Raw genomic sequence first — 23,467 nt, 5'->3', positions numbered from 1 at the left:
CTCATCTGAATTCTGCTTGCTGCTTTCCTTTTTGGATCAATTGGATAAAGTCGAGCTGAGAACTCCTCCCCTAAAGGATTCTCTTTGGAAATAAACGTGGCCTCATTCACCAACGAACCGACTAAATAGGCTTCACCCGTCCTTGAGTATAGGACACCTGTATTCCTCAGCCTACATGCGGTAAGGTGTCTGTAGGGTATTTCATGCCAGTAGCACCATGACCGATTCCCATCCCACCCCGAACACCGAACCAAATCCCACGCTTGATATTCCCGAACGGTTACTGAAGCACACCGTACGCTATGCCGATTACCGCACCATCGATCGCACCCTACTGACCCCAATGTTTCAGCAGTACGCGGCGGTCAAAGATCAGTATCCCAATGCGCTGGTGCTGTACCGAATTGGCGACTTCTTTGAAACCTTCTTTCAAGATGCGATTACCATTGCCCGCGAGTTGGAACTGGTGTTGACCAGCAAAGAAGCCGGAAAAGAAGTGGGTCGGGTGCCGCTTGCAGGGATTCCCCACCATGCCCTAGAGCGCTACTGTGCCCAGTTGGTGGAAAAAGGGTATGCGATCGCCATTTGTGATCAGGTGGAAGATCCGGCAACGGCTCAGGGACTGGTGCGGCGGGAAGTGACGCGGGTGATTACGCCCGGAACGGTGCTGGAAGATGGGATGCTGACCGCTCGCAAGAATAACTTTTTGGTGGCGATCGCCCTAGCGGGAAATCATTGGGGGCTGGCCTATGCCGACGTTTCGACTGGGGAATTTCTCACCACCCAATCTACCGAGACTGAGGTGCTCGTCCAAGAACTGATGCGGCTGCAACCGTCGGAAGTTTTAATCCCGACCAACGCGCCCGATCTAGGGGGACTGTTGCGACCGGGAGAGAAATCCCCCCACCTCCCCGACTGGTTGCCGACCCAGTTCTGCTACACCCTGCGATCGCAGCTTCCCTTTGAACAACACGAAGCCCGGCAACGACTGCTCCAAACCTTTCGGGTGCGATCGCTGGAAGGATTGGGCTGCCAGCATTTGCCCTTAGCGGTTCGAGCGGCTGGGGGCTTACTGGAATACCTAGAAGACACCCAAAAAGAGAATCCGGTGCTCCTTCAACCCCTCTGCACCTACGCGATTACGGAATATCTGGTGATCGATCACCAAACCCGACGGAATCTCGAAATTACCCAAACCTCACGGGATGGAACCTTTCACGGATCGCTGCTGTGGGCGATCGATCGCACGACAACGGCCATGGGGGGACGATTGTTGCGCCGCTGGATTTTGCAGCCCTTGCTGGATTTGCAGGCCATTGGCGATCGCCAAGAGACTATTGCCGAACTTGTAACGAACGGAACCCTGCGCCAAACCCTGCAACACCTGCTTAAGCAAATCTATGATCTGGAACGACTGACCGGACGGGCAGGTTCGGGAACTGCAAACGCCCGTGATTTGGTTGCCCTGGCTGATTCCCTCGCCCGTTTGCCCGATCTCGCGGATCTAGTCGCGTCAGCCACGTCTCCCTATCTCACGGTTTTACAGACGGTTCCCCCAGAGCTAGAGAAACTGGGACTCCATCTCAAAGCCCATCTCCACGACAATCCCCCGATCATCCTCACCGAGGGTAACTTGATTCGGTCGGGGGTGAACGAGCAACTGGATCACATACGGCAGCAGGTAGACGAGGATCAGCAGTGGATCGCTCAGTTGGAAGTCACGGAACGAGAGCGGACGGGTATCTCGACCCTCAAAGTTGGCTACAACAAAGCCTTTGGCTACTACATCAGCATCTCGCGTGCCAAAACCGAGCAAGCCCCCACCGACTACATCCGTCGCCAAACCCTCACCAACGAAGAACGCTACGTCACCAGCGAACTTAAGGAACGGGAAAGCCGGATTCTCCATGCACGACAAGCTTTGAACCAGTTGGAATACGATCTCTTTGTAGAACTCCGCAAAGAGGTGTGTACCCATGCGGAAGCGATCCGCACCGTAGCCCAGGCGATCGCCTCGGTGGATGCTTTAGCAGGTCTGGCAGAAGTAGCGATCTACCAAAACTACTGCCGTCCCACCCTCACCGATGGCCGTGATATTCGGATCACCGACGGTCGCCACCCGGTCGTAGAACAATCGCTTCCGGCGGGCTTCTTCGTTCCCAACGGCGCGACCCTCGGAAAATCGGTGTCGTCCCCTTCGGATTCGGCACCGGATCTGATTATCCTCACTGGCCCCAACGCCAGCGGCAAAAGCTGCTATCTGCGACAAATTGGGCTAATTCAACTCATGGCTCAGGTTGGGAGTTTTGTCCCTGCCCGGAGTGCAATCCTGGCAGTGTGCGATCGCATCTTTACCCGTGTCGGAGCTGTAGACGACCTCGCCACGGGACAGTCCACCTTTATGGTCGAGATGAACGAAACGGCGAATATTCTTAACCACGCCACACCGCGATCGCTCGTGTTGCTGGACGAAATCGGACGGGGAACCGCCACCTTCGACGGTCTCTCGATTGCCTGGGCAGTGGCCGAACATTTAGCAACCGAAATCGGCGCACGCACGATCTTTGCCACCCACTATCACGAACTCAACGAGCTGGCATCCCTCTTACCCAACGTTGCCAACTACCAAGTCACCGTGAAGGAGTTGCCCGATCAGATCATCTTCCTGCACCAAGTTCAGCCCGGAGGAGCCGATCGCTCCTATGGCATTGAAGCGGGTCGCCTTGCGGGACTCCCGGCCTCGGTGATCCAACGCGCTAAGCAGGTCATGACCCAGATCGAAACGCACTCACGCATTGCAGTGGGCTTGCGAAAAGGCAGGAGTGGGAAAAAGAACGGCAAAAACGGTGCGACGGACGATGCAGGGTCCAATCGTGCGTCTGAGGCATCACCCAACTACGACCCCATCGAGCAGCTTGATATCTTTCGATAATCTACGACACAGGACTCAACCCGTAGAAAGGTACGACATCTGCCCAACTGGGGCGATCGCCCGCTTGCCAGTTCTGATACGCCAAATCCAGCATCGCCAGGGCTGAATCACCCATGCCCTCAGCGGTCACAATCGTTTGCCCACAGTCCCACTGATTCAGCACCTCTAGCCATGCCGCTTCGGTAAACACGGCATCCGGCATCGATGTTTCTAAATGCATGGTGTTGCCATCATTGAGCATGGCACGCACTACATAGATTGCACCGTAAATATGTCCTCGCTGAGCGAGCATCTGTACCGCGATCCGGGTGCCATCCTCTACAGGAGATTGCAAATGGGTTTGCCATGCAATCGCCGCTAAACTCGACACCCCAAAGATCGGAATCTCAAGCTGTTGTGCCAAGGTTCGCGCCGTTACGACACCAATCCGAGTTCCGGTAAACCCTCCTGGCCCGATTGATACCGCCAAAAACTCTAAATCCTGCCAGGTTTGGGGAGACAAAAATGCCTCAAGCTGAAGCTGAAGCTGGTTAGAGACGTCCCGTCCCAACTCCCAGGTTTGACCTCGCACCTCGCCGTTAAAGTTGCTCATTGCCAGTCCGAGGTTGGCGCTTGAGGTATGGATCGCCAACGCGTATCGGTTGGGGGGTAAAAGCATCGCTACCTCATCGTGAGACACCAGCCCTATCCTACCGAATTGTCTTCACAGCGTTTCCAACCCTTCAACAATGCGATCGCAATAGTCCCTTAACCGATCCAGGCGATCGCGTATCTGGGCTTGCCGCTGTTGAATCGTCATCGTCTGCCGTGCGGATTGCAAAAACATAATATCCATGCCCAACAGCCGCAGTTCTTTGCTGATCTCCGCGTGGTAGGACACCAACTTAGATTCTGCCGAGTCAGCCAGGTTCGGATACTCGGTCGGCAAAAGCGTCGTTTGAAAATATTGCTGAAGGGTTAGAAAATCTGCCTGAAGATTGCGAATATCCGGGTGAGCCTGGACAACCTGCGATCGCAAATCCTGGAGCGATCGCCCAAACGGAGCGTACAAATTTGCATCATCCAAGGCCATGATTGTTATCCGCCGACGGAAACTCTGCCCCCAGGAGTTCTCTCTGCTAAACCGATTGAGAGGATTTGAACCGGACAGATTCGATATCATTGAAGCACAACGCTCAAAGCATTTGTTAATCAAGTCATGACTTGATGTTTTCGTGCTCTGCGTTACCAATAATATGATAGAAGAAAGGTTCCCCCATCGTTGCGATTGGGAACGCTCCCCCATCACCGCAGAACAACAAAGCGCAGTTTGCAGTTAGGTTTGGTTCGTTTATTGCACCAAGACCCATACCGCGTTTCCTCCTCCCTTATCATCAGTCATCATGCTCACAGTTTGCATGCACTCGCTGAGAACAATGGGACTTATAGAGCGATCGCCCCCAGGGAACTCCTAAATGTCTGACCCAGTTCTACATAATGATCCGATGTTGAACCATTGGCGATGCTCTAGAATCGGCAGATATTAAACCAATCTTCGGTCGAACCCCTATTGCTGTTATCTAACCATCGATTAATATCTATCAATCCCTCGTAGGCATGAACGCATGGAAGCCACTTCTTTAAACGTACCAACCTCCTATCCTACTGACTGCAATCTCCCCCAATGGCTTACTGAATGCCTGCTTTCAGAACAATCGTGCGATCGGGGAGAACAGACAGAATCGCTTCCAGATAATTCGTTAGTGTGTCGTGCCTTTGAATTTGCCTACTGTCTTCATCAAGGCCAAAGACGGGCATCAGGAGAACCTTACATTTGCCATCCCGTAGCCGTGGCGGGTTTGTTGCGCGAATTAGGAGGTGGCCCCGTCATGATTGCGGCGGGATTCTTGCACGACGTGGTTGAGGATACTGATGTTACCCCTGAAGAAATTGAAGAACGCTTTGGGGTCGAAGTGCGTCAACTTGTGGAAGGGGTTACCAAACTCTCTAAATTCAACTTCTCCAGCAAAACTGAGCGTCAGGCCGAGAATTTTCGGCGCATGTTTTTGGCGATGGCACAGGATATTCGCGTCATTGTGGTCAAACTGGCCGATCGCCTTCACAATATGCGTACCCTAGAGCATTTGCCCGATGAGAAACGGCGGCGTATTGCCCAGGAAACCCGCGAGATTTTTGCTCCTCTTGCGAACCGTTTAGGGATTGGACGGTTCAAGTGGGAGCTTGAAGATTTGGCGTTTAAATACATCGAACCCGATGACTATCGCCGCATTCAGGATCTGGTATCCGACAAACGCGCCGATCGGGAAGTTCGCCTCCAAAATGTGGCCTCTATGCTGAAGGAACGCCTCGATCAAAGCGGCATTAACTGTTTAGACATCAGCGGTCGTCCGAAACATCTCTACGGCATTTACCAAAAGATGCAGCGGCAACAAAAGGAATTTCGCGAAATCTACGACGTAGCCGCCATTCGCATCATTGTTGAAAACAACGACGAGTGTTATCGCGCCCTCGCGGTAGTTCATGACATCTTCCGTCCGATCCCCGGTCGTTTCAAGGATTATATCGGGCTACCTAAGCCGAACCGCTATCAATCTCTCCATACCGCTGTGATTGGTTCCCACGGTCGCCCCATTGAAGTGCAAATCCGTACCCTGGAAATGCACCACATCGCCGAGTATGGAATTGCGGCGCACTGGAAATACAAAGAGGCTGGACATTCCAATACGCGCCTGACGGCAGAAGATGAGAAGCTCACCTGGCTACGGCAGCTTCTAGATTGGCAAAACGATCTGAAAGATGCCCAGGAATACCTCGAAAGCGTTCGCGACAATCTGTTTGACGAAGATGTCTACGTGTTCACGCCCAGTGGGGATGTGGTCTCTCTCAGTCGGGGGGCAACGCCTGTGGACTTCGCGTACCGCATTCATACCGAGGTTGGCAATCACTGTGCAGGCGCAAAGGTGAACGGACGCATCGTCACCCTGGATACTGAATTGCAAAATGGGGACATTGTTGAAATCCTGACCCAAAAGAACGCTCGTCCCAGTATGGACTGGATTAACTTCACCGTTACGGCTGGGGCACGCAACCGAATTCGCCAATGGTATAAGCGATCGCACCGTGACGAGAACATTGCCCGTGGGCGAGACATGCTAGAAAAGGAGTTGGGCAAACAGGGCTTTGAGGCCATGTTAAAGTCTGCACCGATGCAAGTCGCGGCGGAGCGTTGCAACTATCAATCCGTGGAGGATTTGTTGGCAGGCGTCGGCTATGGTGAGACTACGCTGAATCACGTTATCAACCGGATTCGGGATGCGATTAAGGCACAGCAACCCATTGCCCCCGCTAAAACGGATACGGATCTCAGCAGTGAAGTCAACATTACAGCAAGCGCATTTCCGGCTCCACCCTCGACTCGTCCCAGCGATTCTCCCATTTCTGGCATTGAAGGGTTGCTGTATCACTTGGCAGGGTGCTGTAATCCCATTCCCGGTGAGCCAATTATTGGGGTGGTGACGATGGGCAGTCGGGGTATTTCGATTCATCGCCAGGGCTGTCAAAATCTGGAAAACATTCCGGGCGATCGCCTGATCCCCGTAGGTTGGAACACAGACAGCAGTGGGACGGGTAACCGGATCCAAACCTATCCCGTTCAGATTCAGATTGAAGTGTTGGATCGAGTAGGCGTTCTTAAGGATATCTTGTCGCGGTTGAGTGACCACAATATCAACGTCCGGAGTGCAAATGTGAAAACAGCTCCGGGTCAAACGGCGATTATCGATCTGGGAATCGACATTCGCGATCGCGAACAGCTTGATCGCACCTTTACCCAAATTCGCAAAATGAGCGATATTCTCAATCTCCATCGGGTTAGCCAAGTTGGGGAATCCGGCGTTTAGCAAACGTCTAACCTCACTGCCGAAACTCAAACTGATAGCCCGCATAGGCATCGCCAGAATACAGCACCACTAGCCAGATTTGCGGGTCGAACTCTAGGGGATAGGCATCTCCGGTGAAGGATGCGCCTGCGGAATCACTGATCGTTGCGATCTGGCAGTAGGGTTGACCTAAACGATCTTGAAGATCGGCCTGTTGCTGTTGTCCGTCTAGGTTCCGCAGGGCGGTGAGTTGTTCCCGTGAGAGGGTCTGGTTCGGCTGCACGAGTTGGGTACAGCGGAGGGGACTGCTAGCAGACTGAGTTCGAAGGGTAAAGGGAGATTTGCCCGAAAAGAAGCTTGCCAGCATGAGTAAACTAGCCGTCACTGCTGCAAATTGGGCAATGGATGGAGCGAGTTGTACCTGGGTACTGTGAGACCGGGACGAGGTTGGTTCAGAGGGCATGACTGCACATCCTATTCATCATATTAGTTTTGAGTTTTGAGGTTTTAGTTTTGAGTTGAGATATTTGGTCATATCGGTTTTGAGTTTTGAGGTTTTAGTTTTGAGTTGAGAATGCGTTACGCTGTCAGCGATTTCAGCATTTGATCTAGCATTTGATCTATATCTGGGATTTCAGAAATCGGTATTGTCAGGGGTAATCATTTCTACTGAGTAAACAGACGGTAGAAGAGCAGTCCACCAATCCCCAATCCACCGAGAATGACGACTGGGACTAGGGAAGGGGCGATCGCTGAGAGGACGTTTAAGCCAATTCGTATCGCGGCAGCGCCAGCAATCCACAGCACAAAAATCCGAAATTGGACTCCGGCAGGTGATTGCTCGTTTGGGGACGAATTGGGAGTGAGCGGAGATAGTCTCCCCAATCGAGATACAAGGACGGGCGATCGCGCCTCTAGCTGAGCTTTGTGATGATCGAGGGCACGCTTTGCACCCTTTACCCAACTGCGAACAAGGGTTGACGCGTCAGATTGCTCCCGACGCCGACGGGACGACCGTTTCTCAGGGTCGCTGACAGGGGCGATCGCCAGTCTAGGTTGGCGGCGGGGTGCGGCGGAAACAGGACTAGGTTGGCTGGAGACGGTACTGCGCGATCGCGTTTTTTGGAGGCGACGGAGCTGTTCGGCTGTCGTGAGTGCATCGCGTTCCGCCCGAAACCAATCGATCGCCCGACTCCGAATCACCCATCGTCCGTGCCCATCATCCTCCACAAATGAAACTGTAGCCTGCTGATAATCCTCCAGCCAGTTCAACTCCGTAGAACCTGTGGGATCATCCATGAGTCCCGACCGAATGACCTCAAACTGTGCAGCCTCCGCGATCGCCTTTAGGGTTAATAACGCTGTTTCCTGCTGCTCGGCTAGGTGGTTGACGTAGGCGGCCTGGGTATCTAGTTCGCGGAGTTTGGCATCCAGCACTGACTCGAACTCATCCTGTTCCTGCACTGGAGATATCGGATTCTGAGAAGTTGCAGGTTTGGCGATCGCCTCTCCTAGGACTTTAGACGGCTTTGTCATCGACTGGGTTTTAGCCGAAGGAGTATGAGCAGTCGATGGACTTGAAATCTGAAACGACGGTAGCCCAATGGGTTTCTGGATCGTAGGCTGTCGTTGCTCTCCGTTTGCTAAACCCGAAATCTGGATTTGTGCGGGGGGCTTTGGGGAGGGGGCAATTTTAGGCTTGAGGGCATCTGCCGATCGTTTGCTAGGTTGAGAGTGTGGCATATGGCGTACTGAAGCTTGATCCTCTGGAGGGGGAGACTCAAGAGGGTGATCCGTGGGGCGATCGCATTCTCCTTGGCCTAGAGTATCTGGCATGAGCAGCCAGTCCTCCACAAACTGCGTTTCCAACGCCTGAAGCTCTTCGTTAATCGCCTTGATTTCAGTGCGTACGTCTGTCATAACCCTATTCACCGCAACCCGTTTTTAGTACGCTAGTACTTATATCTAGCAATAATTTAGTATATTTGTACTAAAAAATCAACCCTTTGCAGGAGTCTCCTAAGCTAGCCCCCTTCCGGTTTCCCATTCCGATATCTGAAATGGCCGTAATGGAGCAGGGACAGAATCTCTGACATAACCGCGCATCTTCAACTCAAAACTCAACCCTCAAAACTCAAAACTGACATCAGCCCCTGCCTTAACGTCGCAGCCTCCTCCAGACCAAGCCCTCTGTGCTATATTAAGCGTAGTCATTACGAGTTCATATATTCTAAGCACGACTCCTATGGTAGAGAATCTAGTGATTATCGGTTCAGGGCCAGCTGGATATACGGCTGCCATCTACGCTGCACGGGCAAACCTCAAGCCGTTTGTTTTTGAAGGCTACCAAGCGGGAGGGTTGCCGGGGGGGCAGTTAATGACCACCACCGAAGTTGAGAATTTTCCCGGATTCCCCGATGGCATTATGGGGCCGGACTTGATGGATCGCATGAAGGAGCAGGCGGTTCGCTGGGGAGCGGAACTCGTGACCGAAGATGTGATTTCCGTGGACTTTAGCCAGCGTCCCTTTGTCATTCGTTCCGAGGAACGGGAGGTGAAAGCCCATAGTGTCGTGATTGCGACGGGAGCCACGGCAAAACGCCTCGGTCTACCTAGCGAAAAGAGCTTTTGGAGTCGCGGCATTTCGGCCTGTGCGATTTGCGATGGCGCAACGCCAATTTTCCGAAATGCAGAACTCGCTGTCGTTGGGGGTGGGGACTCTGCCGCAGAGGAGGCTGTGTATCTCACAAAGTACGGTTCCCATGTTCACTTGCTCGTTCGTCGGGATGAAATGCGAGCCAGTAAAGCCATGCAGGATCGTGTCCTCCGTAATCCTAAGATCACTGTCCACTGGAATACCGAAGCGGTAGACGTGCTGGGTGATGACGAAGGGATGAAAGGGCTGCGCCTCCGCGATCGCCAAACTGGAGCGGAAAAAGAGATCGCAGTGCGGGGCTTGTTCTATGCGATCGGGCACACCCCGAACACCAGCCTGTTCACCGGACAAATCGATCTCGATGAGGTTGGCTACATCGTCACCAAGCCGAACTCAGTCGAAACCAACATTGAAGGGGTCTATGCGGCGGGCGACGTGCAGGATCACGAGTACCGTCAGGCGATTACGGCGGCGGGTACAGGCTGTATGGCCGCCCTGCTGGCAGAACGGTGGCTGTCGTCTAACGGTCTACTCCAGGAGTTCCACCAAACGGAAGCCTCCGAGCGTCCCCATGCGGAAACGCCCCACAAGACCGAAGCGGAGCAGGCATCGGAGTTCGATATTCACCGTGTACACCATGAAGGGGGCTATGCCCTGCGAAAGCTGTACCATGAGAGCGATCGCCTAATTGTGGTGAAGTATGCATCGCCTACCTGTGGCCCATGCCATACGCTGAAACCGATTCTCAGCAAGGTGATTGACGAATTTGGCGACCAGGTTCACTATGTGGAGATCGATATTACTGAAGATCCGGACATTGCCGAATCCGCAGGCATCATTGGTACACCGACGGTTCAGTTCTTTAAGGCCAAAGCTCTGGTCGGTGAAATGAAGGGCATGAAGCAAAAGAGTCAGTACCGGGAAATGATTCAAAACAATCTGACTCCGGTTCCTGTCTCCTAAATTCTCTTCAACTTGGATGGCTTTGCAACGGGCGATTGCGTCTATCGGAGGGGCGATCGCCTTTTAGTTTTAATACTCGTAGGGATTCTCCGGTTCGGGAATCTCGGTCACGTCCTCAGCTTCAATCACCACCTGCCGGATATCATTGTGGGTTTCAGTGATCATTTTGCCCTTCACCCGGAACCACTGATCGGCGGGATAGATAGACTGGGAACCGCTGAGTTTGACGGGTAATCCCACTGGGTACACGTCAGCGGCACAGCAGGTAATCACAAACCGAGAAATGGTGAAGTAATGGTCGGGAAAGCCGTCTAGATGCACCGCAAAGCCATCCACCTGGACAGGCTGCCCCGCGTAGGCATCGGGTTCCGGATACACATTCAGCGTCCGCACCCAGTCGATAATCGAGCGATCCTCCGGTGCGGTAGTTCCCCGAAAGGCTTGGGGCTGCGATCGCGTCATAGACAGGGTTTCCGTAATCCCTCGCTGCAATGCCACCGCACTGGTAAAGGGCTGGGGCGTAAACTGCAACCCCACGATCGCCACAAATAGCAAAATCGCGCTACCGACCCCTGGCTTAAACAGCGCAATGTGCTGCTGAGCCGCCAGCGATCGCTTCTCCCCTTTGGGATCCACCAGGATTTTCAGCAGTTGCCCCAGCTTCAGTACCGACAGCACGACCAGGAAAATACCCGCCGATACGGCTAGCCAGTGGTAGTCCGGGTGCAGCAGGATGTTCATCTTGCCCGTCAGCCAGTACTTGAGCAATAACGCCCCCCAAGCGGCGATCGCCAACAGATCCAGCATGGCTGACCAGGGAATGCGGCGGGTAAGAGGGGCTTGAGAAGTAGATCGGTTGACTCTCGGTTTCATGGGGTACAAGGGAGCAAACGGAGCGTGGTTAGACCCAGTACAGGTTCACCGCCAGGGTGATCGCGAAGGTCAGTTGCGCGGCTAGGAGAAATAAGTATAGGATTGCACGACCTCGAAACACGGTGAGCAGCAGGCTAATGTTCTTCAGGTCGATCATGGGGCCAAAAATCAGGAATGCTAGCAGCGCACCGCTGGTAAAGGTGGAGGCAAAGGCGAGGGCAAAGAAAGCGTCCACAGTGGAACAAATCGACACCACCCACGCCAACAGCATCATCGCCAAAATCGAGGTGACCGGGCCTTGTCCCAGACTCAGAATCACCTCCCGGGGAATGGCAACCTGCACAATGGCAGCGATCGCACTTCCCAAAATCAATACGCCACCCAATTCCCGAAGTTCCAGCACCACATTATCCAGCATGAGCTGAAACCGATCGCCCCACGGACGGGTGATGGGAGCCGTCGCCGCGATCGCCATACCGCTATCCATCCGCATCGGTTGTTGACCCGGTGTGCCCAACATAAAGGTTCCCGACTGGAGTAGAGGCGAGGCGACGGCTTCCCTAGAGGTTCCGCCCCGAATCGGCGTCATCCCCGGCATGATCGATCGCGCCACGTTAGGTTGCAATAATGGACGGATATCCGTTTGAGTACTAAAAATGCAGCCAATAATCACCGCAATCAGCAGCGAAAACCCAATCCGCATAAACACGATTTCTGGCTGATCGCGAAAGGCCGTCCACGTAGCCCAAAAGACAATGGGATTCACAGTCGGGGCGGCGAGGAGAAAGCCAACGGCCATGGATGTGGGCGCACCCTGGATCATGAGTCGTCGCGCTACGGGCACGTTACCGCACTCGCACACCGGAAACAGAAATCCGATTAAACTTCCGGCGATCGCCGCTAAAACGGCATTACGAGGAATAGCCGCCACCAGCTTGCGTTCGTCTACAAACAGCAGCAGCGCACTGGAAAACAGCACTCCCAATAACAGGAAGGGCATAGCCTCTACCAGCAGGCTGAAGAAAAGGGTCAGGGCATTATTGAGCTGTTCCATAGGCACCGGGCGATCGCTCTCCGTAAGCTGGAGTTATTCTAGCGGATTTGGTTCAATCTCCACGGACTTTGGAGGGATATAGCAACAAAAGGGCGGGTTAGGACGGGGGCAGAGGTGAAACCCCTGCGTGGGAGCGAAGCCCCCATCCCCCTTTGTCCTAACTAACTCGTCCACTGCTATATAGCGTTCCTACGTGATTTGTGAAAAAGATGAGTTGTGAAACGTGCGCCCCGTGAGGCGCACGTTTCACAATCCAAGTAGGATTGCTATATCTACCTCTAGACAAGCTGATGAAACAACCTAGATCCGATCAATGCATTATGGCGGATATGCCCTTGTTTTACCAGGGAACCTGGGGCAGCGAAAACATTACGGTTTCAGGTTCAGCAATCCCGATTCCTTCAACTTCGGATCAAATCGGATTGCTGCCGTGATTCCCTGCTGTTGGAGCTGTTCCATCACTTGCGCTTCAACTCGTCGCGCCACATTTTTGAGGACTTTGATCTTACCGGCCTCGTCTTGGGCCTCATAGGCGGCCTTTTCCGCCTCGGTCATTTGCAGCTTTGCGTCAATCGGCTGAGTCCATAACGGCTCGTCATCGGCATTCCCCGGTGGAACAGTACCGTTTTCAGCAATCCAGGCATCGCGCATGGAGTCCAAAACGGTGCGGCTCGGCTTCGTAATAGTCTGCACCTTGACCCACTTGCAAACGGGCGATCGCCGCACGACATGCTGTTTTAAGCTCAGGGATATATCGCGGGAATAGCCGACGTACTGTAAGGCTTGATCGGCATCAAAAATGGCATAGACCCCGATTTGTCCGGCCCAGGTATGGTTCACATCGCCCTCATCCGTGAGGTACGGGACAAAGGGCAAACTTGCGAGGGATGGGGGTTGTAGCTCAGTAGTCATAACGTTCAATTAGGGCGATCGCGTCCATGCTCAGCCTAGGAGATTGTTGGGCATCTGTCAGCCGTTTCACCCCATTTCAGCGTTAAGAATTGTGTGACTCTCCGTTCCACAAATAAAAGAGCGATCGCCCTAAGCTGGAGCGATCGCCCTCAATCCTAAATTTTAGGCAACAGAAGCACTACTCTGCCTTTGGCTGAAAATCCAATGCTGCCGAGTTAATGCAATAGCGCTGTCCGGTAGGGGCAGGCCCATCGCCAAATACATGGCCGAGATGAGCATCACACGTGGCACACAGCACCTCTGTACGCCGCATGAAGAGGCTATTGTCCTGCTCGTAATCAATATTCTCTGCGTGCATCGGTGCCCAAAAGCTCGGCCAACCCGTTCCAGAGTCAAATTTCGTTTCAGAACTAAACAACTCTGTTCCGCAGCACACGCATTTGTAAACACCAGACGCCTTGTTGTCGTGATACTTACCTGTAAACGCCCGCTCTGTGCCCTTCTTGCGGGTCACACGGTACTCCTCAGGCGAGAGTTGCTGTTGCCATTCAGCGTCGCTTTTTTGAACCTTATCAACCACGGTAATATCCTCAAACGTATCCTAGGAATGGGTATCCTTCTAGCCTAGCGAATCTAAGTCAATCGCTTTTGATCCCCCCGCTTCAAGCTGCGCCAGCAACCGTCCCAACTGATACCACACGAGCCACGCACTGGCCACCGTTAGGGGAGCGGCGATCACATAGGCTGTTGCCATGGGAAAGCTGAATATCTGCAATCCTGACGCTAGGAATACGCAGACGCCTCCTGCCATGCCTAAAAAGGGCAGCCCCAGGGAAAAGCCACGCAGATTAGCCAGGGTGCGCGACGAACGATTGCGCGACCATTCCTTGAGCGATTGTTTCAACGTCTCCTGAAAGGCTAAGCCTGCGGTTGCACTCGCCAGCAACCCAGCGAATAACATAAAAAACGGAGACGAACCTACGTAGTAATACTCCTCCACGCCAAGCTCCTAAACCCGATAAACACAATCAAACCATCGACAGCTTAGCGTTAAATGGCCTATCGCTGTTCGACCATAATGCTGGTAATTGCGGGAATAAAGGACGCCGCCTGCTCCGTCGAGAATCCGGTCAACGCTCCTAGGGTGGCACCAAAGAGCTGGGCAGGCTTGATTTCATCTTTAACCAGATCCCACAATCGCCGCACCTCCTCGGTATGAATGCGATCGTCTTCTACCAGTGCCAGCAAGACTTGCTCCCGTAGATAGCGGCCTTCTTCAGAGAGAAGGAATTGCAACGCTAACTGAGCAGTCGGCATCAGATCAAAGTTGTCATCGGAACGGGCGATCGCAATCAGATTTTCCAATCGCTGCCACTGGAACTTGCCATCCTTAAACAGAACCTCGATTAACCGTCGCCGCAGTTCCGGTGATTCTCCCTTCAGCAATCGCCGCGCCACGTAGGGATAGGCAATCTCCACAATCTTGAACTGAGGATTAAGGCTGAGGGCTAGTCCTTCCTGGGTTACGAGCGAGCGGATAATCAGCGCAAACTTGGCGGGAACCCGGAAGGGGTAGTCATACATCAGTTCTGAAAACTGATCGGTAATGGTCTTGAAGTTGAAATCGCCAACGCTTTCACCAACCGCGTTGCCGAGAACCTGTTCCAGAGCAGGCACGATCGGGCGAATATCCGTTTCAGGGGTCAAGAATCCCAGTTTCACGAAATCGTGGGCAAGGTCATCATAGTCTCGGTTAATGAGGTGAACCACCGAATCGACTAAGGTTTCCTTCATCGAATGACCCAACTGATCCATCATGCCGAAGTCGATGTAGGCCATGCGACCATCGGACATCGCGAACAGGTTACCAGGGTGGGGGTCGGCATGGAAAAAGCCAAATTCGAGCAGTTGGCGCAGTCCCGACGTTACCCCAATTTCGATCAGCTTGTCAGAATTCAGACCTGCCGCCCGCACATTGTCAGTATCGGTCAACTTAATGCCGTTGATCCATTCCAGAACCAGGAGCCGACGACTGCTATACCGCCAGTAGATAGATGGTACTTTTACCTGTGGGTCATCTTGAAAATTCGCCGCGAACGCCTCAGCGTTACGGCCTTCGTTCAGGTAGTCAATTTCTTCAAACAGCTTGGTGCCAAACTCATCCACGATCAGGGTCAGATCATGCCCTAAGTTCAGCGGCAGCCAGGGTGCGAGCCAGCTTGCCGCCCACCGCATTAGATACAGATCAAGGGTTAGGACGGGCAGCAGGTTGGGACGCTGCACCTTAACGGCAACCTCATCACCGCTGAAGAGCTTGGCGCGGTAGACCTGCCCTAAACTCGCTGCGGCCACTGGAGCGGGTGAAATGTAGCTAAAAACTTCATCAATCGACCGATCCAGATCCGCTTCGATAATGCCAAACGCAATGGGAGTCGGAAACGGCGGCAGTTGGTCTTGAAGCTTGATGAGTTCTTCTAGAAAATCTTTCCGAACGAGGTCGGGACGGGTGGAAAGGGCCTGTCCGACCTTGATGTAGGTGGGGCCAAGACGGGTCAGGATCATGCGAAGTTGGGTTGCCCGCCGATGATGATGCCGCTCGGCAACGCCGAACCAGTCATCCATCTTCATGCCCAGGACGAAACCCAAAAACATCCAGACGATCCTAAACGCACGCCATACGGCAGCCAAGGGGCGATGGCGATAATAGCGGGCGATCGCGTCGGGGTCGTAGCGTCGAATCTGATTTAGGGGTTGGCTCACACCTATCTGCGCCTCTTTTTCGGAAGATCGGTTACACGCACTCGCAAACCTAAAGGCATATTCAGCACCCAAGGCTCAGAGCAGATAGGAGATCCATCTGGTCAGATTGGTTGGCGTCGAATTTTAGTGTGAAGCAGGACAACCGTTTTGTTATGCCATTGCTAGAGCATCAAAAACGATGCGACTCACCCTAAACCTGAAGATGCCTTTTTTGCGTTTTCTAAATATTAGTATAGAAAACTACAAACAAATCAGGGGTAGAGCTTCAACAAACTTTAAGACTCCCCTTGGCAACGGTGATCTCTCGGATGTAGAGGGCATCCGGGCTTTAATAGATTTTTGTGGCATTGAAGCATACGTAATTCTCAATCGTTCACCCCATTTTCGATGTAAAGGAAGATAAACAAGGCGATGGGGCGGGATCGGTTGCTTTTGGCCTTGGGTCTAGCCTTATCGATACCGTTAGCGTTTGGTGGATACCGTGAATAGCTGGCATAGCTCAATCGCTGTGGTCTGTAAAAGGGCGATCGCGTCTTCCCCTCGCTTGAGTCCTGCCTCTAGCTTGAGGAAAATCGGTAAACTTTGCTGGAGGGCATTGAGGGACACGGTGCGGAGCTCTTTCTGGAGAAAGTAAATCTGTTTGGGATTATTCACCTCCGCTGCACGGGCGATCGCTCGTTCGTCTCGTTCGCCGGCTTCCACCATCAGTTTCACCCAGAGCCAGGTGCGAAATTGCCCGACGAGAACTGCCGAGATTCGTAAGGGAGCTTCATTACGGGCAATCAGATCCGCCACAATGGTGAGGGCTTTACTAGTGTCTCCCTCGCGGATAGCTGTGGCTAGTTTGAGGCTGTTCTGGGTGTAAACATTTACCAAGGTAGAAACGGCATCGGCGGAAATCGGCGTTGAGCGATCGCCCTGATACAGACTCAGCTTCTCCAATTCCGTCACTAATTGGCGCGTATCGTTACCCACGGACTGTGCCAGTAGGTGTACGGCGTCTGGGGAAAGTTTCACCTGCATATCCTGCGCCACTCGTCGCACCTGCTGTTCGATCAGATCGGTTTTCCAGGGGGGTATGGAAGAGAACTCCTGGATTTCAGCGTGTTTCTGCAGCAGCTTTGTGGACTTAAGACGACCGTCGGGTTTAGAGTCGCTGGTCAGCAACAGCACTGTGGTTTCAGGAATCGTCGGCAAGGTGCGCTCTAGTTCCGTCAGCAAGTCTTCAGAGCAGCGCTGGCATACAGTTGTATCCACTAACCACACAAAGCGTTGTCCCATGCCAAAGGGAGGCGTCATGGCCTGGTTGAGGGCTTGCATCACGGCATCGGGCTGATCGGGCGAAATCTTATCGGCGTTGAAGCTGGCCCAATCGGGATCAAGGGTGCGATCGCGCAATGCTGCAACGGCTCGATTCAGCGCAAATTGATCATCTCCCCAGTAAAAATAGATTGGCATTGGGCAGTGCGATAATTTTCAATAATAAGAATAGCTGTACGGTGCAGTGCAGCACCCTACGTTTCTACAGTACGCGAGGCGAACGAGATTGGACGATACGTATCAGGTCTACGTGAACCGGGTGGCCCACATGACCCTGTCCGATGCTTACAAAGCGCAGGTTCAGTACATTCAGTCATCCCCAAAATTTATACCCGATGGGAACGATGGGTTTCAGGTCGTTCCCTTTCCAGGGTATTCCGTGATCACTCCTCCTTGGGGTGAAGACTCCAGCAATGCCGACTTTTACAAGCAAGTTCAGGCCTGTCAACGCGAACTGGTGAAAGCTCTGCCGGAGGGATTTTTCATTCCTTTGCCTGCCGAAAGTTTTCACATGACGTTGGCGGATCTGATTTGGAATGATGCCTACCGTCATGCTCTCAAGGTCAACGAGGATTTTGAACGTCGGCTCCAGCAAAGTATTGACCAAATTTTTCAGCGCTGTGAACCGCTAGTACAGGGCGCAGATCCGGTAACGTGGCAAGTGATTGGTCTTCTGGTGATGCCACGGGCGATCGCCCTAGGACTTGCTCCCAAGGCCGAACGATCCTATGCGCGAGTTACCGAGTTGCGGCGATCGCTCTATCAAAACATAGAGCTGATTAACCTCGGCGTTGAGCAGCAGTATCACCTCACTGGGCACATCACGCTGGGCTACTTTGGAGACATCAGCAAATTGCCCGATGCAAACACGTTTAGCGCCATTATTTCGGAGCTTAATCAGCCCTGGATCGAGAACGAAATTCCCCAGGAAATTCATGTGCATCGTGCTGAACTCCGCAAGTTCGAAAACATGATGCAATACAACCGGGAAAACGACTGGCCGGTGCTGTCGTTTGATGCGTAGAGTCACCTTCGGGATGTGGCGACATGTCCCGAAGGCCTGTAAATGGGGAGCATCCCACATTTGCAAATTTATCAATGTCTGGAGTGCGGGCATCTTGCCCGCGAGCGGGACGCTCGCACTACCCGTACAAAATTGGGATGCTCCCTCTAAATTCCCTATTGGAGACGGCGGCGGTCTAAGCGTTGTTGCCGAACCGATTGAAGCAGCCAAAGTCCTGCACCATAGCTCAGGGCGGCAACACCCAAACCCACAACAAAACAGCCAAACAGCAGCACCAGCAAAAAGTCTTGCCCTAAGGCCACCGCATCACTCCAAGAGGACATTTCCGTAAAGATATCCTTTCCCATGTCTATTCCCAAGATCCAGCATCCCACATGAAAATTAAAGGCATAGATGGGAACATAGGTGAGGGGATTGCTGACCCAGGTGGAGGCCGCCGCCATAATCTTGTTGCCCCGTACGAGTGCTGCCAAGGCTACCGCAATGATCATTTGGACGCCAAACCAGGGAAACCATCCTGAAAAGACCCCAACCGCCAGACCACGGGCGATCGCATGGGGGCTGCCCTCCATCCGGGTAAAGCGGTGGTAAAAGTATCGGAAGGTGCGAAGCCAGGACGTGGCACGACGTTGGGAAATGGGTCTAGACGAGGAGTAGGAACTGGGTGTTTCGGAGAATCGCATGGCATTGGCGGAACAAACTATCCTTATTGTATTCAGGCTTTCTGATCAACTAAGTACGTGAAATCATCATGATTCAGGGCGATACAATTGCGGCGATCGCAACGGCCGTAGTTCCACAGCAGGGCAGTGTAGGGATTGTGCGGCTTTCTGGCTCAGACGCAATGGCGATCGCCCAAACACTTTTTATGGCTCCGGGGCAGCAGGTTTGGGGAAGTCACCGCATTTTGTACGGGTATATTCACCACCCCCAAACGTTACAAACCGTTGATGAAGCGTTGCTGTTGGTGATGCAAGCCCCTCGTTCTTACACTCGTGAGGATGTGGTGGAGTTTCACTGTCACGGCGGCATGATGGTGGTGCAACAGGTTCTACAACTCTGTATCGAGCAGGGGGCACGACTGGCGGAACCGGGAGAGTTCACCCTGCGGGCGTTTCTCAATGGTCGGATTGACCTGACCCAGGCGGAAAGTATTGCGGATTTGGTGGGCGCGCGATCGCCCCAGGCCGCCCAGACGGCACTGGCCGGAGTTCAGGGAAAATTGGCGCATCCGATCCGTCAACTGCGCTCGACCTGTTTGGATATTCTGGCGGAAGTAGAGGCGCGGATTGATTTTGAGGATGATTTGCCACCCCTGGATGAGGAATCGGTGAAAGCCCAACTGAGTCAGGTGTTGACGGAGGTAGAGCAGATCCTAGCGACGGCTGACCGGGGGGAACTCTTGCGAACCGGATTAAAAGTGACGATTGTGGGTCGTCCGAATGTGGGCAAGTCGAGTTTGCTGAATGCCTGGAGTCGGAGCGATCGCGCCATTGTCACCGATTTGCCAGGAACGACGCGAGATGTGGTGGAGTCGCAGTTAGTCGTCGGTGGCATTCCGGTTCAGGTTCTCGATACGGCAGGGATTCGGGAAGCAACGGATCAAGTCGAGCAGATCGGAGTGGAGCGATCGCGCCGTGCCGCACAGCAAGCGGATTTAGTGCTGATGACTATTGATGCTCAAGTGGGATGGACAGCCGAGGATCAGGCGATTTATGACCAGGTGAAGGAGCGATCGCTGATTCTGGTGATTAATAAGATGGATTTGGTGGAACAGGCTCCCGTCGGGATTCCGGCGGAGATAGGGGCGATCGTGAAAACAGCAGTTGCCCAGAATCAGGGGATTAATGCACTAGAAGCGGCAATTCTACAAAAGGTGCAAACGGGAAATCTACAGGCGGCAAATCTCGATCTGGCAATTAACCAACGGCAGGCAGCAGCATTGAGTCGGGCGAAAGCTTCTCTGCGCCAGGTTCAATCTACGATTCAGGAGCAGCTTCCCTTAGATTTTTGGACGATTGATCTGCGGGGTGCGGTTCAGGCTCTGGGTGAGATTACAGGAGAGGAAATGACGGAATCAATGCTGGGACGGATCTTTAGTCGGTTTTGTATTGGGAAGTAGTTGGATCTCTTCAACGATACTGAAGGGCGATTGCGATCGTATTCAGCAATTCACTCAGCAAGGTTTACGGAAACCCAAGTTTCTGCCGTCAAGTATTTGAATTCAGCATCGCCTCAAGCCATTCTCTTTTGACTTGATGCCCTCATTCCATCTTGTAGACATAAAATCTTGCATATGCCAATGCGGCGGCAGAGTATTCAGAGTACATCCTGTCCTTGAGAGGACACCTTGGTTTTTATAAATGGAGCCTTATTCAGGGAACTGAAGAATCATCTCTACGAGAAATCTTCACTTTCCACCGCCTCTTTTCCATTACATAACGTCTCTTTATGTCATAGAAGAAATAAGCCAAAATCCAGTCATATCAAGGCATAACGGTCGCCCGTGAAAAACCTTACCCTTCCTCAGAACAGCGCTCTGATGCTTCCGGGCACAGAGTTTGTGCTACCAGCGATCGTGCATCGCGCTGGGAAACGAGCCACCTACCGGTATGTCGAGTTTTTCACCGCCGAGATCCGCAACCTCAATACCCGTCTCGCCTACTACCGAGCCCTGACTCGATTCTTTGATTGGTTGGAAGCCTGCTATCCAGACCTTGGGATCCACCAAGTCAACTCGATCATCATTGCGCACTACATCGAGATTCATCCGGGTTCGGCGCTCACGCGGAATCAGCCTTTGTCAGCAATTAAATCGCTGCTTCGGTGGCTCAAGGATGGTGGTGTCACTGTGGAGAATCCAGCGGCGGAGGTGCGAGGAATCAAGCATCGGGCGAAGCAAGGAAAGACGCCGATCTTAAGTGACGAAGAGATGGTGCAGCTTTTGGGCAGTATTGATACTTCTCATGTGGTGAGCTTAAGAGACCGGGCGCTGATCGCCACGATGTTTTTTAGCTTTGCCCGGATTGAGGCAGTACTGGGAATGAATGTCGGTGACTATTTTCCCAAGGGGAAGCGGTACTGGTTTCGGCTGCATGAGAAAGGTGGGAAGTCCCATGAGCTGCCTGTCCACCACACGGCTGAGGAGTATCGCGATCAGTACCTTGAGGCGGCGGGACTGCGAAAGATCAAAGATAGTCCCCTCTTCCAGACAGCACCGGGGAAGAGTCGAACGCTTACTGGACAGAGACTTCAGCGGCAGGAAGCCTGGGCGATGGTGAAGCGTGGAGCGCTAGCGGCAGGGGTGAGTACGGAGGCGTGCAACCATACGTTTCGGGCCAGTGGAATCACGAATTTTCTGCGCAAGGGTGGCAGCCGCGACAATGCCCAGAAAATTGCGGCGCATGAGGATATTCGGACGACGGCGTTATATGATCGGCGGGATGATGAGGTGAGTCTTGATGAGATTGAGCGGGTACGGCTATGAGAGGCTGTTAATGATAGCTCATCACATACCGAAGCATTCCTGGACGGTCAGGGTGCAATTAAGAAAGGCTAATGGTGTAATGGGCTGTTGTGCCCTTAATATGAGCTGTCGTTGGTAGCCATCTGCTCTAGGTTCTCTGAACACATGCAGTTGTTGCCCCGCGATGTTCAATACCCAGTAGTCGGGAATGCTAGTAGCGGCATAAAGGTCGGCTTTGCTGCCGAGATCGCGATCAAGGGTGGTATCAGAAATCTCGATGATTAGGTAAACCTCGCCGGGAATCGGTTGTTTGAACACTACAGATGCTCGAATACACCAAGCATGACGAAGGGTGTAGGGGGTAAAGGGAATCTTGTGGCGTTTGAATGCCCTGGCCGTTCGTTCACCGTAGATGGCGTGATCACCTACGGTGTCAGTCACCTTCGGTAAGGTTCCGTTCCACGGTTCCCACTGGGCTGCCCACTCTGGGTAGAAAGGCATTACCCCATCGCGGGGTCCGGTTTTTCCTTCAAGCACGCGGCAATCATAGGGTGGCGCTGGGTTAATGTCACAGAACCAACACTCATGGTCGCTCAGTCCATAGATAGCCATGCGGATGTAAACTAAGCGCCACTGGGGAGTTTTGATGCTGCTGACCAGTTGGGCGATCATTTCGTCCGAGGGAATCTCAAGACCATTGGTGCGTCTTTTGTATTTCCCTCGGTATTGGTTGAGGTCAACGTCAACTGAGGCGAATTCGGCGAAGCGATTGAGCACCTGGACGCATAGTTGGCGAGCACGGCTGTCTGGAGGACGACTGGTGACTGTGTCTTTGAGGACTTGCGCTGAGAGGTTGACGTCACTCGGTAACCAGCGAAGACCCATCTGCCACTCTCCACGCTGCCATTTCTTCTGGGTAGTGGGAGTATCGCCGTTGATGGCGAACCAGTGGCGTTTGTATCGCTCGATCCAGGCAGCGCAGGTATCAAGGTCAGGCTATCCAGTCTTGCCAATCGAAGGTCCCCTGCCCTAGCTGTGCCCATACTTCATGAGCTTTGAGTTCTGCCATTTTCAATTCGTAGGGGGTGTCATCAATCCCAAGGGCAAGATAGGTCTGCTTTACTTTCGTTTGCCCCGGTTTCAGGGGAAAGGTTCCGCGCAGTGATAACTTGCGCCCCCTTGCTTCTACTTTCAGCCTAATTCCAGTACCCTTGAGCCGCTTGTTAATTGCGTCAGGTGAATCAGCCGGTCGAGGCATTGTGCTAAATCCTGTGCTAAATTTACTCCTATTTTCGCGCATTCATATACTCCTATTTTCGCGCATTCATAAGTAGGTTTGGGCGTAGATGCGTAGCTATTGGTACCCAAAACGATACCCAAAACGCTGATATGGCCGAACACAGGAACCCCCCGAAGCCTTATGCAACGGGGGGGTCAATCAAAAGCTGGTGACAAGACTCGAACTTGCGACCGGCTGATTACAAATCAGCTGCTCTACCAACTGAGCTACACCAGCAATCGAACAACATGATAACAAAATTTGAGGCTAAGCAAGCGCATTACCTCGCAAAAGAACTACCTTTCTTGTAGCTCTTATGGCGAACAAACGTGCGATCGCTCTACCCATCG

20 protein-coding genes and 1 tRNA gene are annotated in these 23,467 nt (G+C 53.0%); 6 read left to right on the top strand and 15 right to left on the bottom strand.

The window, feature by feature from the left end:
* Positions 1-217 precede the first annotated feature (217 nt).
* Complete coding sequence (gene mutS, locus IGR76_12320) at positions 218-2,932, top strand: DNA mismatch repair protein MutS (protein MBF2079272.1); 2,715 nt, start codon at positions 218-220, stop codon at positions 2,930-2,932.
* Between the two features lies 1 nt (position 2,933).
* Here the strand turns inward: mutS and tsaB are convergent, their stop codons facing one another.
* Together tsaB and patD are read right to left on the bottom strand one after the other, a co-directional pair.
* A complete protein-coding gene (gene tsaB / locus IGR76_12315; GenBank protein ID MBF2079271.1) occupies positions 2,934-3,590 on the bottom strand; it encodes a tRNA (adenosine(37)-N6)-threonylcarbamoyltransferase complex dimerization subunit type 1 TsaB in 657 nt (218 codons plus the stop codon).
* A 45-nt stretch (positions 3,591-3,635) separates the two neighbouring features.
* Positions 3,636-4,004: a heterocyst frequency control protein PatD gene (patD, locus tag IGR76_12310; protein MBF2079270.1), complete on the bottom strand. Its 369-nt coding sequence runs from the start codon at positions 4,002-4,004 to the stop codon at positions 3,636-3,638.
* 532 nt (positions 4,005-4,536) lie between these two features.
* On the opposite strand from patD, the gene IGR76_12305 reads away from it, so the two are divergent.
* Positions 4,537-6,831, top strand: coding sequence for a bifunctional (p)ppGpp synthetase/guanosine-3',5'-bis(diphosphate) 3'-pyrophosphohydrolase (locus tag IGR76_12305; protein MBF2079269.1), 2,295 nt, complete (start codon positions 4,537-4,539; stop codon positions 6,829-6,831).
* A gap of 13 nt (positions 6,832-6,844) precedes the next feature.
* Here IGR76_12305 and IGR76_12300 read toward each other — a convergent pair whose 3' ends face one another.
* Complete coding sequence (locus IGR76_12300; GenBank protein ID MBF2079268.1) at positions 6,845-7,273, bottom strand: hypothetical protein; 429 nt, start codon at positions 7,271-7,273, stop codon at positions 6,845-6,847.
* Between the two features lie 203 nt (positions 7,274-7,476).
* Positions 7,477-8,730, bottom strand: coding sequence for a hypothetical protein (locus IGR76_12295; GenBank protein MBF2079267.1), 1,254 nt, complete (start codon positions 8,728-8,730; stop codon positions 7,477-7,479).
* 325 nt (positions 8,731-9,055) lie between these two features.
* On the opposite strand from IGR76_12295, the gene trxB reads away from it, so the two are divergent.
* Entirely contained in the window at positions 9,056-10,429 is a 1,374-nt protein-coding gene (gene trxB, locus IGR76_12290) for a thioredoxin-disulfide reductase (GenBank protein MBF2079266.1), read from the top strand.
* A 69-nt stretch (positions 10,430-10,498) separates the two neighbouring features.
* On the opposite strand, the gene IGR76_12285 is transcribed toward trxB, so the two are convergent.
* From IGR76_12285 to holA, 7 genes are all read right to left on the bottom strand, one after another.
* Positions 10,499-11,302, bottom strand: coding sequence for a TIGR03943 family protein (locus IGR76_12285; protein ID MBF2079265.1), 804 nt, complete (start codon positions 11,300-11,302; stop codon positions 10,499-10,501).
* A gap of 28 nt (positions 11,303-11,330) precedes the next feature.
* Positions 11,331-12,356, bottom strand: coding sequence for a permease (locus IGR76_12280; protein MBF2079264.1), 1,026 nt, complete (start codon positions 12,354-12,356; stop codon positions 11,331-11,333).
* Positions 12,357-12,725: 369 nt separating this feature from the next.
* Entirely contained in the window at positions 12,726-13,268 is a 543-nt protein-coding gene (locus tag IGR76_12275; GenBank protein ID MBF2079263.1) for a GIY-YIG nuclease family protein, read from the bottom strand.
* Positions 13,269-13,446: 178 nt separating this feature from the next.
* Positions 13,447-13,848 carry a peptide-methionine (R)-S-oxide reductase MsrB gene (gene msrB / locus IGR76_12270; GenBank protein MBF2079262.1) on the bottom strand — a complete coding sequence of 134 codons (402 nt, stop codon included), beginning with the start codon at positions 13,846-13,848 and terminating at the stop codon, positions 13,447-13,449.
* A gap of 39 nt (positions 13,849-13,887) precedes the next feature.
* A complete protein-coding gene (locus IGR76_12265) occupies positions 13,888-14,229 on the bottom strand; it encodes a hypothetical protein (protein ID MBF2079261.1) in 342 nt (113 codons plus the stop codon).
* Between the two features lie 98 nt (positions 14,230-14,327).
* Positions 14,328-16,034, bottom strand: coding sequence for an AarF/ABC1/UbiB kinase family protein (locus IGR76_12260; GenBank protein ID MBF2079260.1), 1,707 nt, complete (start codon positions 16,032-16,034; stop codon positions 14,328-14,330).
* Positions 16,035-16,490: 456 nt separating this feature from the next.
* Complete coding sequence (gene holA / locus IGR76_12255; GenBank protein MBF2079259.1) at positions 16,491-17,486, bottom strand: DNA polymerase III subunit delta; 996 nt, start codon at positions 17,484-17,486, stop codon at positions 16,491-16,493.
* Positions 17,487-17,574: 88 nt separating this feature from the next.
* Here holA and IGR76_12250 point away from each other — a divergent pair, with 88 nt between their 5' ends.
* Positions 17,575-18,372: a DUF1868 domain-containing protein gene (locus IGR76_12250; GenBank protein ID MBF2079258.1), complete on the top strand. Its 798-nt coding sequence runs from the start codon at positions 17,575-17,577 to the stop codon at positions 18,370-18,372.
* Positions 18,373-18,527: 155 nt separating this feature from the next.
* On the opposite strand, the gene IGR76_12245 is transcribed toward IGR76_12250, so the two are convergent.
* Positions 18,528-19,055: a DUF2062 domain-containing protein gene (locus IGR76_12245; GenBank protein ID MBF2079257.1), complete on the bottom strand. Its 528-nt coding sequence runs from the start codon at positions 19,053-19,055 to the stop codon at positions 18,528-18,530.
* 68 nt (positions 19,056-19,123) lie between these two features.
* Here IGR76_12245 and mnmE point away from each other — a divergent pair, with 68 nt between their 5' ends.
* Positions 19,124-20,494, top strand: a complete 1,371-nt coding sequence (gene mnmE / locus IGR76_12240) for a tRNA uridine-5-carboxymethylaminomethyl(34) synthesis GTPase MnmE (protein MBF2079256.1) — start codon at positions 19,124-19,126, stop codon at positions 20,492-20,494.
* Between the two features lie 420 nt (positions 20,495-20,914).
* A complete protein-coding gene (locus tag IGR76_12235; GenBank protein MBF2079255.1) occupies positions 20,915-21,859 on the top strand; it encodes a tyrosine-type recombinase/integrase in 945 nt (314 codons plus the stop codon).
* A 21-nt stretch (positions 21,860-21,880) separates the two neighbouring features.
* Here IGR76_12235 and IGR76_12230 read toward each other — a convergent pair whose 3' ends face one another.
* The 3 genes from IGR76_12230 to IGR76_12220 form a co-directional block, all read right to left on the bottom strand.
* On the bottom strand, positions 21,881-22,450 hold the full coding sequence (locus tag IGR76_12230) for a Uma2 family endonuclease (protein ID MBF2079254.1): 570 nt from the start codon (positions 22,448-22,450) through the stop codon (positions 21,881-21,883).
* A gap of 379 nt (positions 22,451-22,829) precedes the next feature.
* The gene (locus tag IGR76_12225; GenBank protein MBF2079253.1) at positions 22,830-23,096 is read right to left on the bottom strand and encodes a hypothetical protein; all 267 of its coding nucleotides are present in this window, start codon (positions 23,094-23,096) and stop codon (positions 22,830-22,832) included.
* Positions 23,097-23,281: 185 nt separating this feature from the next.
* A tRNA-Thr gene (locus IGR76_12220) sits at positions 23,282-23,354 on the bottom strand.
* Positions 23,355-23,467: the final 113 nt, after the last annotated feature.

The organism is Synechococcales cyanobacterium T60_A2020_003, from assembly GCA_015272205.1.
Classification (GTDB): domain Bacteria; phylum Cyanobacteriota; class Cyanobacteriia; order RECH01; family RECH01; genus JACYMB01.
The sequence above is the reverse complement of the archived record's forward strand: the minus strand, read 5'-3'. Positions and strand labels throughout refer to the sequence as shown.

What these genes read in the sequence shown, in the direction of transcription:
- mutS (MBF2079272.1), top strand. Translation starts at nt 218, where the DNA reads ATGACCGATTCCCATCCCACCCCGAACACCGAACCAAATCCCACGCTT.
- tsaB (MBF2079271.1), bottom strand. Translation starts at nt 3,590, where the DNA reads ATGCTTTTACCCCCCAACCGATACGCGTTGGCGATCCATACCTCAAGC.
- patD (MBF2079270.1), bottom strand. Translation starts at nt 4,004, where the DNA reads ATGGCCTTGGATGATGCAAATTTGTACGCTCCGTTTGGGCGATCGCTC.
- IGR76_12305 (MBF2079269.1), top strand. Translation starts at nt 4,537, where the DNA reads ATGGAAGCCACTTCTTTAAACGTACCAACCTCCTATCCTACTGACTGC.
- IGR76_12300 (MBF2079268.1), bottom strand. Translation starts at nt 7,273, where the DNA reads ATGCCCTCTGAACCAACCTCGTCCCGGTCTCACAGTACCCAGGTACAA.
- IGR76_12295 (MBF2079267.1), bottom strand. Translation starts at nt 8,730, where the DNA reads ATGACAGACGTACGCACTGAAATCAAGGCGATTAACGAAGAGCTTCAG.
- trxB (MBF2079266.1), top strand. Translation starts at nt 9,056, where the DNA reads ATGGTAGAGAATCTAGTGATTATCGGTTCAGGGCCAGCTGGATATACG.
- IGR76_12285 (MBF2079265.1), bottom strand. Translation starts at nt 11,302, where the DNA reads ATGAAACCGAGAGTCAACCGATCTACTTCTCAAGCCCCTCTTACCCGC.
- IGR76_12280 (MBF2079264.1), bottom strand. Translation starts at nt 12,356, where the DNA reads ATGGAACAGCTCAATAATGCCCTGACCCTTTTCTTCAGCCTGCTGGTA.
- IGR76_12275 (MBF2079263.1), bottom strand. Translation starts at nt 13,268, where the DNA reads ATGACTACTGAGCTACAACCCCCATCCCTCGCAAGTTTGCCCTTTGTC.
- IGR76_12265 (MBF2079261.1), bottom strand. Translation starts at nt 14,229, where the DNA reads ATGTTATTCGCTGGGTTGCTGGCGAGTGCAACCGCAGGCTTAGCCTTT.
- holA (MBF2079259.1), bottom strand. Translation starts at nt 17,486, where the DNA reads ATGCCAATCTATTTTTACTGGGGAGATGATCAATTTGCGCTGAATCGA.
- IGR76_12245 (MBF2079257.1), bottom strand. Translation starts at nt 19,055, where the DNA reads ATGCGATTCTCCGAAACACCCAGTTCCTACTCCTCGTCTAGACCCATT.
- mnmE (MBF2079256.1), top strand. Translation starts at nt 19,124, where the DNA reads ATGATTCAGGGCGATACAATTGCGGCGATCGCAACGGCCGTAGTTCCA.
- IGR76_12235 (MBF2079255.1), top strand. Translation starts at nt 20,915, where the DNA reads ATGCTTCCGGGCACAGAGTTTGTGCTACCAGCGATCGTGCATCGCGCT.
- IGR76_12230 (MBF2079254.1), bottom strand. Translation starts at nt 22,450, where the DNA reads ATGGCTATCTATGGACTGAGCGACCATGAGTGTTGGTTCTGTGACATT.
- IGR76_12225 (MBF2079253.1), bottom strand. Translation starts at nt 23,096, where the DNA reads ATGCCTCGACCGGCTGATTCACCTGACGCAATTAACAAGCGGCTCAAG.